The organism is Peptoniphilaceae bacterium AMB_02 (assembly GCA_036321625.1).
GTDB lineage: Bacteria > Bacillota > Clostridia > Tissierellales > Peptoniphilaceae > Microaceticoccus > Microaceticoccus formicicus.
On sequence record CP143259.1, the window covers coordinates 492,251 to 508,448 of the forward strand.

The 16,198-nt window shown below is 36.4% G+C and carries 12 protein-coding genes; 10 read left to right on the top strand and 2 right to left on the bottom strand.

Features of this window, described 5'->3' with window-relative positions; translation table 11 throughout:
• The first annotated feature begins 10 nt into the window (after positions 1-10).
• The 6 genes from VZL98_02360 to VZL98_02385 all read left to right on the top strand — a co-directional run bounded on the left by VZL98_02360 (position 11) and on the right by VZL98_02385 (position 7,479).
• Positions 11-1,060 (top strand): hypothetical protein, encoded by a 1,050-nt coding sequence (locus VZL98_02360; GenBank protein ID WVH63815.1) that lies wholly within the window; start codon positions 11-13, stop codon positions 1,058-1,060.
• A 244-nt stretch (positions 1,061-1,304) separates the two neighbouring features.
• Positions 1,305-3,809 (top strand): cell wall-binding repeat-containing protein, encoded by a 2,505-nt coding sequence (locus VZL98_02365; protein WVH63816.1) that lies wholly within the window; start codon positions 1,305-1,307, stop codon positions 3,807-3,809.
• Between the two features lie 150 nt (positions 3,810-3,959).
• Positions 3,960-5,024, top strand: a complete 1,065-nt coding sequence (locus VZL98_02370; GenBank protein WVH63817.1) for a GNAT family N-acetyltransferase — start codon at positions 3,960-3,962, stop codon at positions 5,022-5,024.
• Positions 5,025-5,113: 89 nt separating this feature from the next.
• Entirely contained in the window at positions 5,114-5,440 is a 327-nt protein-coding gene (locus VZL98_02375; GenBank protein WVH63818.1) for a PIG-L family deacetylase, read from the top strand.
• A 322-nt stretch (positions 5,441-5,762) separates the two neighbouring features.
• Positions 5,763-6,002, top strand: a complete 240-nt coding sequence (locus VZL98_02380) for a hypothetical protein (GenBank protein WVH63819.1) — start codon at positions 5,763-5,765, stop codon at positions 6,000-6,002.
• Between the two features lie 118 nt (positions 6,003-6,120).
• Positions 6,121-7,479 carry a hypothetical protein gene (locus VZL98_02385; protein WVH63820.1) on the top strand — a complete coding sequence of 453 codons (1,359 nt, stop codon included), beginning with the start codon at positions 6,121-6,123 and terminating at the stop codon, positions 7,477-7,479.
• Between the two features lie 590 nt (positions 7,480-8,069).
• Here the strand turns inward: VZL98_02385 and VZL98_02390 are convergent.
• Both VZL98_02390 and VZL98_02395 read right to left on the bottom strand, forming a co-directional pair.
• Positions 8,070-10,517 (bottom strand): Cna B-type domain-containing protein, encoded by a 2,448-nt coding sequence (locus tag VZL98_02390; protein WVH63821.1) that lies wholly within the window; start codon positions 10,515-10,517, stop codon positions 8,070-8,072.
• A gap of 317 nt (positions 10,518-10,834) precedes the next feature.
• Positions 10,835-11,083, bottom strand: coding sequence for a hypothetical protein (locus VZL98_02395; GenBank protein ID WVH63822.1), 249 nt, complete (start codon positions 11,081-11,083; stop codon positions 10,835-10,837).
• A 331-nt stretch (positions 11,084-11,414) separates the two neighbouring features.
• Between VZL98_02395 and metG the strand changes: the two genes are divergently transcribed.
• From metG to rsmA, 4 genes are read left to right on the top strand one after another with little or no spacing between them, the layout of a single operon-like run.
• The gene (gene metG / locus VZL98_02400; GenBank protein ID WVH63823.1) at positions 11,415-13,373 is read left to right on the top strand and encodes a methionine--tRNA ligase; all 1,959 of its coding nucleotides are present in this window, start codon (positions 11,415-11,417) and stop codon (positions 13,371-13,373) included.
• On the top strand, positions 13,373-14,143 hold the full coding sequence (locus VZL98_02405; GenBank protein WVH63824.1) for a TatD family hydrolase: 771 nt from the start codon (positions 13,373-13,375) through the stop codon (positions 14,141-14,143). The genes metG and VZL98_02405 overlap by 1 nt, the downstream gene beginning before the upstream one ends.
• Entirely contained in the window at positions 14,140-14,691 is a 552-nt protein-coding gene (rnmV, locus tag VZL98_02410; GenBank protein ID WVH63825.1) for a ribonuclease M5, read from the top strand. Before VZL98_02405 ends, rnmV begins: the two co-directional genes overlap by 4 nt.
• Positions 14,691-15,545: a 16S rRNA (adenine(1518)-N(6)/adenine(1519)-N(6))-dimethyltransferase RsmA gene (rsmA, locus tag VZL98_02415; GenBank protein ID WVH63826.1), complete on the top strand. Its 855-nt coding sequence runs from the start codon at positions 14,691-14,693 to the stop codon at positions 15,543-15,545. The genes rnmV and rsmA overlap by 1 nt, the downstream gene beginning before the upstream one ends.
• Positions 15,546-16,198: the final 653 nt, after the last annotated feature.

Below are 16,198 nucleotides of genomic sequence, written 5' to 3' on the forward strand. Positions count from 1 at the left end.
GGAGGTTTAAATGAAAAAGATTATAAAAATATTTGCCCTATTACTTATTGCAGGAATGCTTTTTACTGCTTGTAATGGGAAAACAGAAAATACAGAGAAGAGTACTGAAACACAAACTGATAAAGCAGAGGGAAAAACTGAAACTGAGCCGAAGAAATTAAGCTCGCTTCAGGAAGTTATGGAGCAGATTTCATTTGCTAAGAATTTTGATGCGATAGCTTTCCTGGCTGAAAGTTATGCTTTCCACTTACCATTGATTCAACCTGAGGAGACAGACGAGGTTTATTCGAGAACTGAACTCAAAACCTTTAAAGTTGAGTTTGAAGGGGAAACCTTGAAGGAAGATCCGACCGGGAAGTTTATCTTAAGCAAACCTGTCGAGGGACTTCAGAAGTTAAAAATAATGTATTCAGACGGGACTGAGAGGGATATAAAGGTACTATTTGTGAGGTCTTATGATTTTGCAGTTCACCCTGACTCTTCAGATCTTATCAGCAGTCCTATTGTCGATGGGGTTTTTTCGTATTATAGAGTTCCTAATTTCATAATGAGCAAGCCTTTGGCAAATGCCCAACAGGCATGGTCTGTGTTGTTGACCGAGGCAGTTTCCGAGTCCGTTGTTCAAATAAAAGGGATGGCTGAAACCGGAAGCTCAGACTATATATCTACACTGGACTATGAACTTGCAAGTGATGGAAAAGTACTTTCGCTTATTTTAGTAAAAAATGATGGAATGGCAGGAATAATGGACCTGTCCAGCACTATCAAGGTAAGAAACGTGAATTTAAGCAATCTTGCGCCACTCAGCAATGAAGAATTTCTTGGAATGTACGAACTAAACAAGGAAGAGCTCGAGAAAACAGTGGATGAGTATTTGGCTAAAAATCCAAAAATCAAATTACATGAAAAAGAAGTAAGTTTACAAAAACCGGAATTTGAGAATTTGGAAAGTCTTGTGCTTTTCGTAAAAAATGGCGGTATCTATACTAATATGGCATATACCGATGAAACGGGAAATGGTGGAAGAATTCCGGTAAGAATTAAAGAATTAAACAAATAAATCGCAAAAATAAATGAGAATACTACAATCGGGCAGCACTCTTATATATAAGAGTGCTGCCCGATCTTATTTAGTTTTAAAACTATGTAATAAATGGTTTCAGTTATTAAGTTTATTTAACAATGACTGACTAACTCAAATAATAGGAAAATGATACAAATGGCTTAAAATCATAGTTTAACGATTTTACATACCATGCTTAAAATGGTATAATAATATCAAATATAATTCTGGGAGGGATTTTATGAAAAAAACAAGTACAAGAATTGTGGCATTTCTATTATTGTTTGCAATGCTACTAGGTAGTTTTGGGACTATTACTGCATTTGCAGATGGAGAAAAGGGAGATGAAGAGCCGAAGTTAGGCAGTATTATTGTCAAACTTAAGGATGGTGATAATAACGAGGTAACTTTAGCCGACGCTAAACTGGATGCTTACCTAGGAGTCGATGAAAATAATACAAATTTAAAACAGGTTAATGTAACCGAAGAACAAAACCTCACACTTAAGTTTAAAGACGAATCAAAATATGTATTTGCAGATGATCAAATGGAAAAGAAATTTACTATAGAAGCCTTTAATGAAAATAGTACAGAAGGTGATTCAAGTAAGATTAAATGGGTTAAGGAAGGAGAAGAATATACTGCAACCGTTGAAACAAAAATAAAGCTTAAGCCACTTAAAACAGGTACATTAAGTATTAAATTTACATCTAAGGAAGCTGGATTTAAACCTAGTGATGTTAAAGCATTATCGATTACACTTGATGGAGTACCTTTTACAGATGAAGAGATTACAGCACTAAAGAAAGAGAATGTTGAAATAAAAGACACAGTGCTTTTAGTTGTAAAGATGGAAGAAGGAAGAACTCATGTCTTCAGCGATGGAACAATATCTAAAGAAACTGGAATTAAGAAATCTCATTGGGGATCAGGAGAAGACTTAAAATATGAGTTTAGTGCAGAGGTAAAAAAAGCTGAAACTGATACTAACAAAATTAGAGCAAAATACTCTTTCCCAAAAGGTGTAGATAGACTAATGAATATCGGTGATCAAACTCTGCCTGTTTCAGGAAGATTAGTTGAAAAAGGTAAAGAATATGAAATTACCGGTTCAATGTTTACCGGTGAGAAACTGATTATCGACCCTATTAAAGGCGATGAAAACCTAAAAATTGTTGATGGCAAGATTATATTTAAAGCCCCAACAGATGTTGAAGACGGCAGTGAAGTGAAACTTAATCTAGCTATACAAAAAGATATCGGTGAGTATATAGTAAAAGCTGATGCTAGAGCAGGAAAAACTACCGTGGCTTTAGAATTAAAGGATACTCCTGAGAAACTTGGAATTGATTCAATTTATGGTAAATACAATGGTAAATTAGGTAGTAAAAAGTCTGACACAATAAATGGAAAAACTGAAATAGTATATTTAATTGACGAAATCCAGAAAGAAGGAGAGACCATCACACTCTATACCCAATTAACTGATGGAGCTTTCTTACCACTTAAAGATATAAAGTCAGAATTTATCAATATTAAATTAGAAGTAGATAAAGTAAAAGCCGGTGAGAAAAAAGTAACCGGTACAACTGCACCTGACGCAAAAGTCTTTATAACAAGAGAAGGTTTTGATGAACCAATAAAAGCTGATGCCGATAAAGAAGGTAAATTTGAAGCAAATGTAGTTACTACACTTAAGGGCAAAGAAGTTTTCCATGTACATGCCACTATAGGTGAAAAATATAAGAGTGACATAATAGAAGTTATAGTTCCAGAGGATGAAGTAATCAATAAGACTTCCAGAGTTGCAGGAAAAGACAGATATCTTACAGCAGTTGAAGTTTCTAAAGCATACTTCCCGGCCGATTCGGATATTAAGCCTAAGACTGTAATTGTTGCTGCAGGAGGAAATGAAGCAGATGCACTTGCTGCCGGTCCACTATCAATTAAGCATGGAGCACCAATACTTCTGGTTCAAAAAGATAAGATTACTACAGAAGTAATGACAGAAATAAACAGATTGAAACCCGAGAATATAATAATAGTCGGTGGTAAAAGCTCTGTTTCTGAAGCTGTAGAAAAAGTCCTTAAAGCTATGGATAGTACGACTACAAGACTTGCAGGTAAAAACAGATTTGAAACTTCACTGGAAGTTGCTAAATCATTAAAAGCCGGATTCCCAATGAAGGGGATAATCCTGGCTAATGGATATAATAGTGTAGATGCTCTTGCAGTTAGTGGTTATGCTGCTAAGAACAATCTGGCTGTAGTACTCACTGCTAAAGAAGCTCTACCTCAAGAAGTTAAGGCTTATATTGATTCTGCAAAGATTGATCATGTTGAGATAGTCGGTGGAAATAGCTCTGTTGATACTGCTATTGAAACTGAACTGGGAGATTTATTCAAAGTAAGGACCAAGGGTAGTGACAGATATATGACAGCTCTTGAACTTGCCAAAAAAGCATATCCCGAAGCTAAGAAAGCCATCTTCGTAAACGCATTTAAATCTGTAGATGCACTTTCGGCAGCTCCATACGCATTTAATAATGATATGCCTATACTGCTTGTAAATGAAGCTAAAATTCCTGAAGGAACTCTTAAACATGTTAAAGACAATGGAATAAACGAAGTAGTAGCAATAGGTGGAACAGGCTCGATCGCTGAATCTGTACTAAAAGAGTTTGAAGCATTAAATCCACCAAAAGAAGAAGCTCCAAAAGAAGAGGCACCAAAAGAAACAAACTAATTAGTTTAAATAAGAGGCTATTTTATAGCCTCTTTTACATTTATATAGAAGATTTTCTGCGATATGTTTTATAATTGTACAGCACATATTTTAGTAATTGTTGATTTTACATATTCAGTTTATGTATTATAATATACTAGAGGTGAGTTTATGGAAGTCATGATTTTAAAAGATGATAAAGACTTTATTATGCTTGAGAATGCCTGGAGAGGATTAGAGGAAAAAGACAGCGAGATACCTGTATACAGCACATATGATTTTAATAAATGTTGGTGGGATGCCTACAGTAAAGATAACAATAATTCACTATTTATAATATATGTAATGAAAAATGAGGAAGTATTGGGAATTGCTCCTCTTTATTTAAAGAGAAGGAAGAAAGGATTTCTAGAGTGGAAAGAACTTCATTTTATAGGACAAGGCGATTATTTCAATTTTATAATTGATAGGACTAAAAATAATACGCAAACCATTATTAAGTATCTATTTGATGCGATTTATGAGAATGAAGAGGAATGGGATAGATTGGTTCTTTCCTATATTTCTTCTAAATCAGAACTCGCTCATTATTTGCTCAAGGATGATAGATATAATGAAAAAACAAAGTACTTGGTGGAGATTCCACATTTGGATTTTAAGGAGATAAAAAGTATTGACGATATAAGCTTACCAAGCAAAATCAGAAAGTATAGAAATAAGCTGGACAGGGAAGTCGGATATGAATTTAAAGCTTTAAGTTCTATAGATGATGAGATGTATGAAAGAATAACGAATTTACATAAAAAGCAGCAGGAGTATCTTAGAGAGGAAGCCGACAGAAAAGATAGAAGAAGTCTGTTTGATAATAAACTAAATGATGAATATATCAATAGTTTAAGAAAGGTATCGGATAAGACATTATTATTTGTGTTAATGGATGGAAAAGGTGAAATAATTAGCTATAGAAATACTTACTTGCATAATGGGACTATCTACTCTTGGAATACCGCTTATAATATAGATTTTATAGAATATAGGACAAATGGAACTATGTTTTATGAAATTTTTAACTATATTATCAAAAACAGGGATATAGAAAAATTTGATTTCGGTTCGGGGAGATATCCTTGGAAGTTTAGATGGACAAATGATTTCGTCTTGTCTTATAGATATGAAGATTGGAATCTATCAAGTACTCGAATGAAACTGATAAATAAGTTATTTAGTTTAAGATAGTAATGGAACTATTGAGAATAGTATGTGCTTTCGTGAACTGAATTTAATATCGCAATATAGTTAGATAAAAAATATCTGAGGGGTGTAATATGGGGTTTAAAGATAATTTAGCAAGGGTCTTGTATAGACCTATATGTATGTATAATATTATTAAAATTAATGCGTTTTACTCAAAATACAAGCTGGATGCTAAGGAAATTTCAGAACCTTTAGAGCATGACAGGATATTGATTATTGCACCTCATGTGGATGATGAAACCATTGGTATGGGAGGTTATCTGGCTGCATATGGAAATAAACAGATAGATATAATCTATCTCACCGATAGCGGAAAGAGTGAAAGCGATGTAAGTAATATCGATGAGGTGAGGAAAGAGGAAGCAAGAAGTTTGCTGGGAAGCTTTAGGATTAAATAGTTTAAAAACTCTTCCGATACCTAATGGAAATGTTGCTGGTCACGAAAAATACGCTGAAGAGGAGCTTGAAAAAACGATAAAAACCGGTGGGTATAATAAAATTTTTACGGTCTCACCATTCGATGCTCACAACGAACATAGATGGACGACGCAAAGATTGGCCGGGATTGTAGATAGATTAGAGGGAGTTGATAGTATTTACTTATATGAGGTTAGCAATCTACTCCCGACGGGGTTAATAAATACTTATTTTTCTATGAATAGTAAGATATTAGAATCCAAATCGCAATTATATAAGCTTTTTGAATCTCAATTTAAAACTATGGATTTTAAGGTTTTTGAGTTATTAAATAAAGGTAAGGGAAAGGCTATAGATGAATATAGTGCTGAATTCTTTGTGGACTTAAAGCCAAGCGAATTCAAAGTGATGATGGATGCGCTTGAAAATTTTAATATGGATAATGTACTACCATATAGGATTGGAAATAATAGATCCTTTTATAAAGTCATTGGAAATGAGGACAGAGCCCAAAGAGAATTTAGGGAGATTTTTAAGAAGTAGTTGGTAAAAGTCATTAAACAATTAAAAACTATGAAAACTATGGATTTAGGGTTAAATTATAAGATTCTTAGTTAGGAGTTTATGAGTCTGAAAATTGTTGTATAATATGGGGGTAATTTTGAAAAAAATCGCATTAATTCTATGTATTCTTATGGGGCTCATAGGATGCTCCAATCAAAGAACAATTGAAAAAAAAGAAAAACCTATTAGCATGAAAGAGGTTTTTAAAAAATCCGATGTAAATCTACCTGATGCAGAGGTAGAGAGTGATGGTGAGAAAAAGATATCAGTTGCCGAACTAAAGGCTGATTTTGAAGTTTTTAGTGCTGCTTTAAAGCAAGTTAATGAATTATCGGATGCAAGCATTTCGGATATTGACGAAAAACTGAATGCACTTGAAGGCGAGATAATAGATGGAATGACTGAGTCAGAGTTTTATCATCTCCTTCAAAAAGCTGTTGCTAATATACCTAATTCGGACATAGACATCGCTCCTTCAATATCGAGGGAGCATGCTATAGGGAGAGGTGAAAAGCTCTTTCCTATGGATGTAGTGGTCGAAGGTGGCAAAATCTATGCAGATCAGGAAGAGAGTGTAGAGGAAATCCTCGAGATAAATGGCGTTTCAAGTATTGAGATATTAAATGCAATGCGAGAAAGAGTTACGAGCAATATGGAGCAAGGTAGTGATTATAAAATATCAGCGCAGTTTCCGCTGCTATATTTTGATATATATGGTTCCTGCGATGAATTTACAATAAAATCGATGGTGGACGGAGTGGAAAGTAAAAATAAATTACAGGGAGCAAGTAAAAGCGGTATTGCACTGAGTACAATTTCAAAAAATGCTCCAACCGAAAGTCCTGTAGAGTTTACATATGGTACAGAGAATAAATTTTCTTTTGGTTATCTGGTGATTAAAACTGTTCAGAGTGGTCATGAAGAAGCTTTTTTTTCACAGCTGGACTCTGCATTTGAAGAAATGGCAAATAAAAAACCTTGGATGGTAGTTCTGGACATGAGAGGTAATCATACGTCAAATCCTGAGGTAATTAAGTATATATATTCTAAATTCATCAAAACGAGTGGTGAATTTTATGAAAGTGCAAGTGATACCGATTTGCTGGGAGCGATAGAATCCAAAATAGTTTATGAAGTTCCCAGACTCTACATTTTAACCGATGCTTCAATGGGGTCTTTAGTCAACCAATTGATAATTAAACTAAGACAAAATCCCGATACGAAATGCGTTGGAACGAATACCTCATCCGGTTCAGTAGGCTTTTATGACGGAGATGTCAGAACGCTTGAAAATACGAAGATAAGAATCAGATGCCCGGGAAAAAGGGCTGACATCTCTGTTGTCGAGAATTTCCCTAAGGGATTATTTCCCGATACCGTAGATTCTAAAATTAATTATAAAAACAGACAAACCCCTTTCTTAGAGTCAATCTTTGGCGAAGAATGTAACACCTGAGGTGAACCTTAAGCTTCGGAGAAGCTAAAAAAGAGATGAGATGGGGGGAGTCAGTTTGACGGTGGTTTGTAGTGAGTCCTCGAGAGCCTCCCTCTGACGAGGGAGGTGGGTCGCAAAAGCGACTCGGAGGGAGAGAAATACAAAATGCGACATCTCTTCGTTGCTACCATAAAAGTCTAACTTGTTAGTTCTAATTACTACTTCTAAAACCGTGATTTGGGTCGTTGTTTATACGAGAAATTGTTGTTAAACAAACGTGGAAGTGTGGATTAGTCGTGAGTTTGGCGGTAGTTGGTCGTGGGGTTAGTCGTGAGTTTGGCAGTAGTTAGTCGTGAGTTTGAAATATAGCAGTAGAATTCTTCGAATTCTTTTATTTAACAACTCCCCTACGTCAGATGGAGCAGGCAAAAAGCGACATCTCCAGACTGAAATTATTTTATGCCTAACGTGGAAGTGAGGGCACTTCCTCTACTTCTTGAAATGTTTTATTGATTATACGACCGAGGAAAGAGATTTTTACCATCATATTTGGACAAAAACCAACTCCCCTAAAAGATGCAAAAACATCTTTTAGGGGAGTTTTTATAATTTTACTTTTTCTTTTTATCTTCTTTTAACAAATATCCACCTAATCCCATTGTTGCCAGTCCCAAATATAGTGCAAACGCAGCATCGCTACCTGTTTTTGGTAGAGTCTTTACAGGTTTAGGTTTATCCGGTTTAGGCTCCGGCTTAGGCTCTGGCTTAGGCTCGGGTTTAGGGTCCGGCTTAGGTTCTGGTTTTGGGTCAGGATCCGGGTCGGGGTCAGGTTTAGGTTCAGGATCCGGGTCAGGATTAGGATCTGGGTCTGGGTCTGGATCTGGGTCTGGATCAGGATCTGGGTCCGGGTCAGGATCAGGATCCGGTGTTGTATTTATTACTGTAAGCCCATCTTCTAATTTTTCGTATCCTTCAGGCACCCAAGGATTGCCACTACCGTCAACTTCAGTGACGAATTGTCCCGTATAAGGCTGGCCGTATTCATCGAGAATTGGTACATCATCCCAGGTGACAGAGGTCATACCCGGCTCCAGCTTTTTAAAATCTGAATGGCTGATTAGATTGCCCTTGGAGTCGTATCCAGAAAGTTTAAACCAGATTGCAGGTCTTTGACTTGGGTCATCATCTAGACCATCTACCCAAATCTTGTTTGCAGTAATACTTGTACAATTATCTTTCTTTTTATTGGTTACAGTAAGTCCGTCTTCAGTCTTTTCATATCCTTCAGGAACCCAAGAATTACCGTCTTCGTCAACTTCTGTGATAAATAATCCTGTATAAGGCTGGCCGTATTCATCGAGAATTGGTACATTATCCCAGGTAGCAGAGGTCATGCCGGGTTCTAATTTCTTAATATCCGGATGGTTAATTAGGTTTCCTCTAGAGTCGTATCCTGAAAGTTTAAACCAGATAGTAGGTCTCTGACTTGGGTCATTATCTAGTTCATCTTCCCAAATCTTATAGGCAGTAATTATTCTGTATTGAGATTTCTTTTTATTAGTTACCGTAAGTCCATCTTCAGTTTTCTCATAACCTTCAGGCACCCAAGGATTACCCTGTTCGTCAACTTCAGTTACAAATAGATTATTGTAAGGCTTACCGTATTCATCGAGAATGGGCAGATCATCCCAATTCACCAAACTTATGCCGGGATCCAGTTTTTTAATATCCGGATGAATCATTAGATTGCCCCTTGAGTCGTATCCGGATAGTTCTAACCAGATTGTTGGCCTTTGATTCGGATTATTAGCTAAATCATCTATCCAAACTTTAGTTGCAGTTACTAGCTGTTTTTTTGGTTTAAGTGTGTTTACGACTGTTAATCCGTGTTCAATTTTAGTATAGCCCGGTGGAGTCCATGGCAAGCCGTGCGCGTTGACTTCCCGAACTGAGTAGGCAATTACATTGCCATCTTTATCTTTATACGGAATATTGTCCCAAGTGTATTTTGTTTCGTGAGGATTTAATAATGTGTGATGGCCTACATTATATTCTACTCCATCAATGGTGGCTACAAGCTGTAGATATATCTTCGGTCTGCCGGTTGCGTTATTATCATTCCAGATTTTGTTTGCCGTTACTTTTGTCGTATTGCTAAGACTGCCGGTATAGACTAATGTTACTTTAAAACCGTCGATAAAGACTTCATAATTCAAAGGGACTTTGACAACACTTATATAGTAACTTATTTCCGTGCCGTAATATGAGTACACATCCAGATCGGATTTTGTTTGTTGTGGATTTTCTTCTGTTAGGTTGAAAGAACCTACCTGGTAGGTATAATCTGCACTACCTATATTATGAAAATATCGTCCACGTAGAGCTACTGAAATAGGGGGTCTAGGTCCTTCTCCGCCTATCCACTCAACTGAGGCCGTAATACTGCGTTTGTGAATATTAGGGTCTATTTTGTTGTGTATAGTAACTTTTTGATCAGGTTCACTTTCACTAATCAGAACAGTCCCATTTTCTGGATTGTATACCGGTGTATATCCGGTACTTCCCGGATATTCAGTAACCTTATAAGTTCCAAAAGGAAGATTTTTTAAAGTTATAGGGTCTTCAAATCCGATATAGAGTTCAATAGAATATCCGTTAGGACCTTCTACTGTGACTTTGAATTTAAGCGGCTGAGAAATGCTTGCTGAAATATTAGCATTCTTAGCATCCAGTTTGTGCTTACTTATAGTCAGTGTTCCCGTGTTATTATTAGTCTTGTAGTTGGTCACACTTAGATTATTTTCAAACTTAGTAAATCCTTCCGGGACATAGTCTTTACCACTTGAGTCAACTTGCTTAACCCAGTATTTAAATTCATGACCATCAGCATCATTTTTTTCAACAGATAAATCATGAGAAGATGTGGTCATCCTTATTGGCATTATGACCTGTTCTTCTTTTTGAAAAGCACTACTTCTATATACAGTGAAGAAAACTTCCGGAGGATCTTCACCATTTGCGAGACCTATCCAATTTAAATATAATCTAATTGTCTGCATATTATTATCTTGGTTTAGAGTATTTAAATCCTTATCGTCTTTTATTTCAGTTTCATCTTTCTCGTCTTCAACGATGAGAGATTCAATAATTGGTAGGTCTGTATTTTCTTCTTTGATTTCATCTAGAGGTTCTAGATTTGTGTCATCTATTATATCTTCGAGGATGTCTTTGTCAGCATCTTCGTTTTGTTCAGTTATCTCTTCCAGTCCTACATCATCTGCTAATGATTCTGAATTACCTTCTAATGTCTCTATGATTTTAACGTTAATTTTATCGTTTTCCGAATTTTCCGGTACTAATTCGCTGGTCTCGTCTATTAGGTTTTTTCATCTAGGTTTATATCTTGAGAGGTTAAAGATATATTTTCTTCTGACTGTTGAGTAGGGGTCTCAGAAACAATACTAGTATCGTTTACTGGAAGTGGATTAATGTTTTCCAATGACATTACATCATTCTCCGGTACTGTAAATGCTGCTTCATCGGCAAAGGCCATAATGGGCAATACCACTTGGAGAATCATCATGATTCCGACAAAAAGTGCTAAGTGTTTCTTTGGTGATTTCATTTATTCCTCCTTCATGTAATGGACAGTATATCAGTCAATCATATTGATATATCTTGATATCGCATTACAGTGATATTTTAATTATACCCGATCGAGAACAATATAAACAAATAACACACAATATATTTAATTGAATGTATAACATTGACATTCATTTAAATAAGTGATATTAACCTGTGTTTTAATAAAAAAACCGGTATTTGATTAAACGGAATAAGATTTATATATTTATGCTTTAGGATGAATTATTCTACTGTTTTTAATTACAAAACCGGATATATATTATATAATGTTTATATGAGTATTTTTATTAGATTATAAAGGAGCAATTATGGAAAATAAAAAATTTTATATTACTACACCTATTTACTATCCAAATGACAATCTTCATTTGGGGCATACTTATACTACTATAGTAGCCGATGTGCTAAAGAGGTTTAAGAGAATTCAAGGTTTTGATGCTTTTTTAGTAACCGGAACTGATGAGCATGGTCAGAAGATTCAGGAGGCCGCTGCTGCAGCCGGAAAACAACCGAAAGAGTATGTAGACGAGATTGTGGCTTCTGCCAAAAAACTTTGGAAGAGTTTAGATATTGAATACGATAAATTTATAAGATCTACGGACCCAAGTCATGAAAAGGCTGTTGCAGGCATATTTACAAAGCTTTATGAAAAGGGCGAGATATACAAGGATATCTATAAGGGACACTACTGTACTCCATGCGAGGCTTTTTGGACTGATACTCAATTGGAAGAGGGGAAATGTCCTGACTGCGGTAGAGAAGTAGACTATAGAGAAGAGGAGAGTTATTTCTTTAGACTTTCCAAGTATAGAGATAAGCTTTTGGAGCATTATGAAAATCATCCTGAGTATATTCTTCCTGTTTCTAGAAAGAATGAAATGGTAAATAATTTTCTAAAAGATGGACTTGAGGATCTTTCTGTATCAAGATCTAATTTTGACTGGGGAGTTAAGGTTCCTTTCGATGAAAAGCATGTCATCTATGTTTGGATAGATGCATTATCTTGCTATTTGACGGCTCTTGGATATGGTTCTGATAATGAAGAACTTTTTGAAAAATTTTGGCCTGCCAATGTGCATCTAATGGCTAAGGAGATTATTAGATTTCACGTAATTATTTGGCCGGCACTGTTGATGGCGCTTGATTTGCCATTGCCGGAACAGACTTTTGCTCATGGATGGATATTATTTGACGATGACAAAATGAGCAAATCAAAAGGAAATATAGTGTATGCTGAACCAATCATTGAAAGATATGGAGTAGATGCACTTAAGTATTTTGTGCTTAGAGAGTTTACTTTTGGACAAGACGGATCTTTCACTAATGAGAAGTTCTTACAAAGACTTAATTCCGATCTAGCCAATGATTTGGGTAATCTTATTTCCAGAACTATTCAGATGGTAGTTAAATACAATGCCGGTATAGTTCCGGGTGTGGGTGAGATTGAGACTGTAGACGGAGACTTAATCGATAAGGCGGTAAATACCGTGGGTGCAGTGGAAGCCGAGATGGAAAAGCTAAGTTTCAGTACTGCTTTAGAAGAGATATGGAAATTAATCAGAAGAACCAATAAATATATAGATGAGACGACACCTTGGATATTAGGGAAAGAAGGCAATACGGAGAGATTAAATACCGTACTTTACAATTTAATCGAGTCTATTAGAATTATAGCTCAACTTATAGAGCCTTTTATGCCTCATACATCTATGAAGATAAATGAGCAGCTTGGAATTGCACCAATGGGTTGGAACAGTACATCCGAGTTCGGTTTATACCTACCGGGTACTGAAGTTTCAAGAGGCGAGAATCTATTCCAAAGACTTGATTTGGAAGAGGAAAAAGAGATTTTAGCAAAGCTTAATCAGGAACTGGTGGATAGTAGAAAGGCAGAAAAAATGAGTTTAGAGAATGCCAAAGAAACAGAGGCAAGTGAAGCTAAAACTGAAATTACAATAGATGATTTCGAAAAATGCGAGTTTAAAGTTGCAGAAGTACTGGATTGTAATTTCCATCCTAATGCTGACAAGTTATTGGTTTTCAAGCTTAAAATCGGAGATGAAGTAAGACAGATAGTTTCAGGGATTAGAAAACACTATGAACCGGAAGAGTTAATAGGCAAGAAGGTCATTGCTATTACCAATTTAAAGCCTGTTGTGCTTAGGGGCGTAGAATCAAACGGAATGTTGTTGTCTGCAGCAAATGGAGAGGATCTTACTCTTTTAACAACGATGGCCGATATTGAGAGTGGAGCTGAGATATCGTAATGGCACTTATAATAGACAGTCATGCACATTTGGATGATCCAAAGTTTGATGAAGACAGAGTTCAAATTATAGAGAGTTTAAAAGAATCGGGGATTGAACTTGTCATCAATCCGGGTGCAGATAGACCAACAAGTGAGGCTGCTTTTGAATTGGCAAATCTATATGACAATATATACGCTGCTGTGGGTACTCATCCACATTCTGCTGATGAACTAACGGATAAGGATTTAGATAGATATAGGGAAATGGCAAAGTCTGAAAGAGTTATAGCAATTGGAGAGATCGGATTAGACTACTACTATGACAATAGTCCAAGAGACCTACAAAAAGAGGCGTTTATCAAGCAAATGAAACTGGCTGAGGAGTTAAATCTTCCGGTCGTAATCCACACTAGAGAGGCTAGTGGTGATACCTATGATATTCTTGAATCTTTTAAAGACAAGGTCTATGGCGTTATGCACTGCTATTCCGGTTCTGTTGAGATGGCAAAAAGGTATCTGGATTTAGGGTACTATATCTCTCTGGCCGGTCCAGTTACTTTTAAGAATTCCAGAGTGGCTAAAGAAGTGGCTGCAGCTGTTCCGATAGATAAGCTTTTGATAGAGACGGACTCCCCATACTTAAGTCCTGAGCCAAAAAGAGGTAGACGTAATGAGCCAAAGCATACATTATATGTTGCAGAGTGTATTGCAGAGATTAGAAATATGGATTTGGATGAACTGATAGAAGTTACAAATGAAAATACTAAGAGAGTTTTTAATTTACAATGAAGATAAAAGAAGTAATTGTAGTTGAAGGTAAAGACGATATAACAGCTGTAAAAGCTGCTCTTGATTGTGAGGTTATTGCTACGGGGGGGTCTCATATAAATGCTGAACTCCTCAAGAGTATAGCTAATATTCACGAAAGAGTTGGTATCATAGTGCTGACAGATCCTGATTATTCGGGTAAAAAGATAAGACGACAGATACAGAAAATTGCACCGGGATGTAAGCATGCTTTTATTAGAAGAGACGATGCTACAAAGGATGGCGATATCGGTGTTGAAAATGCAAGCCCTGAAGATATAAGGGCAGCAATTGCTGCAGCGAAACCCGAGATAGTAGAAAAGGGAATTGTTTACTCCAAAAGCGATTTGATAGATTATGGTCTTATAGGTATGCCTGATTCCAAAATAAGACGTGAGATTTTCTGCGATATTTTAGGGATTGGGTATTGTAATGGTAAGCAGCTTTTAAAAAGGCTTACAGCATTTAATATAAGTCCGGAAGAATTTGAAAAAGCCGGTGATGAGATGTGTGAAAGGGTTGATGGATAATGGCTGAAAGATTGTATATGCCTTGTTATCTGGGTCAAATACTTAAGCGTTTTAATTTTTCGTTTTCAAAGGCTCTTGGCCAGAATTTTTTAATAGACGGCAATGTTGTGAGATCAATAGTTGCCGGAGCCGGAGTGGAGAAGGAAGACTTGGTAATTGAAATTGGACCCGGCGTAGGGACTTTGACCGAAGAGTTATCCAGAAGAGCTAAGAAGGTAATATCCATCGAGATAGATAAGAGATTGATTCCAATATTGGAATATACGATGATGGCTTATGACAATGTTGAGATTATAAATGCAGATGCGATGGAAGTTGATTTTGTGGAATTACTAAATCAAAATCCGGGATATAGCAGTGTGAAACTGGTAGCAAATCTACCTTATAATGTTGGAACTGCAATCGTGGCAAATATACTCGAGACTAATATAAAATTTGATTCGATGACCGTCATGCTTCAAAAAGAAGTATCAGACAGAATGGTTGCCGAACCCGGGAATAAACAGTATGGAGCTCTTTCCGTTTTAGTTGGTTATAAAGCGAATGCTTCAGCTGTTCTTAGAGTTCCCAAAACGGTATTTATTCCTAAACCGAAGATTGACTCGATGGTTGTTAGGCTTGACCTTAAACATGGTAAAGTTGAGCCGTATGAAGCCTTGATGTTTAAGCTGGTAAGAGCAGGTTTTAATCAAAGAAGAAAGACCATCATGAACTCTCTGACCTCAGGAGATGTGGAGATAAGCAAGGATGAATTAAGGGAAGTGCTCAGCAAATTATCCATCCCGGAGAATGCCAGAGCTGAAAACCTCAGTATTGATGACTTTTCGAGTATTGCTAAGGAGTTGAATGGGTAGAGTCTTCGGGTGCTTTTTGTAGTTTCTTTTATATGAATCAAAAGTGGAGCTGACTGGCTCCACTTTTTAAGTTGTTCGTTGAACTGGACAGTCATAAATTATGAGGTAGTGTGTTGATCCACTCATCTGTGCAATGAAGTAGAGGAGCTGCCCTAGCACCATTTTTGATAATAAATTACTTTTGTGGTGAAATTATTTTTGTCGAACATGTTGGCAATCATATTTTTTATCTATGTTTGTAAATATACAAACGTGGAAGTGGGGCACTTCCTCTACTTCTTGAAATGTTTTTGATTGTATAAACATGGAAGTGTGGGCACTTCCGCTACCTATGACATAAGTTTATGATTCTACGACCGAGGAAAGAGGTTGATTTAGCCATCTATGGTGCGAGGTAGAGGAGCTGCCCCTAGCTCTATTTTTGGTGATGGATTACTTTTGTGGTGAAATTATTTTTGTCGAACATGTTGGCAATCATATTTTTTATCTATGTTTGTAAGTATACAAACGTGGAAGTGGGGGCACTTCCTCTACTTCTTAAATGTTTTTGATTGTATAAACATGGAAGTGTGGGCACTTCCGCTACCTGTTTCCTTGGTTTTATGATGGAAATGCTGATATTAACATATTCTTAGCGACAAGGTAGAGGAGCT

Bases quoted from the DNA above. Each gene is read 5' to 3' on its own strand.
- VZL98_02405 (WVH63824.1), top strand. From the start codon at position 13,373: ATGGCACTTATAATAGACAGTCATGCACATTTGGATGATCCAAAGTTT.
- rsmA (WVH63826.1), top strand. From the start codon at position 14,691: ATGGCTGAAAGATTGTATATGCCTTGTTATCTGGGTCAAATACTTAAG.
- VZL98_02365 (WVH63816.1), top strand. From the start codon at position 1,305: ATGAAAAAAACAAGTACAAGAATTGTGGCATTTCTATTATTGTTTGCA.
- metG (WVH63823.1), top strand. From the start codon at position 11,415: ATGGAAAATAAAAAATTTTATATTACTACACCTATTTACTATCCAAAT.
- VZL98_02395 (WVH63822.1), bottom strand. From the start codon at position 11,083: ATGAAATCACCAAAGAAACACTTAGCACTTTTTGTCGGAATCATGATG.
- VZL98_02375 (WVH63818.1), top strand. From the start codon at position 5,114: ATGGGGTTTAAAGATAATTTAGCAAGGGTCTTGTATAGACCTATATGT.
- rnmV (WVH63825.1), top strand. From the start codon at position 14,140: ATGAAGATAAAAGAAGTAATTGTAGTTGAAGGTAAAGACGATATAACA.
- VZL98_02370 (WVH63817.1), top strand. From the start codon at position 3,960: ATGGAAGTCATGATTTTAAAAGATGATAAAGACTTTATTATGCTTGAG.
- VZL98_02380 (WVH63819.1), top strand. From the start codon at position 5,763: ATGGATTTTAAGGTTTTTGAGTTATTAAATAAAGGTAAGGGAAAGGCT.
- VZL98_02360 (WVH63815.1), top strand. From the start codon at position 11: ATGAAAAAGATTATAAAAATATTTGCCCTATTACTTATTGCAGGAATG.
- VZL98_02390 (WVH63821.1), bottom strand. From the start codon at position 10,517: ATGCAGACAATTAGATTATATTTAAATTGGATAGGTCTCGCAAATGGT.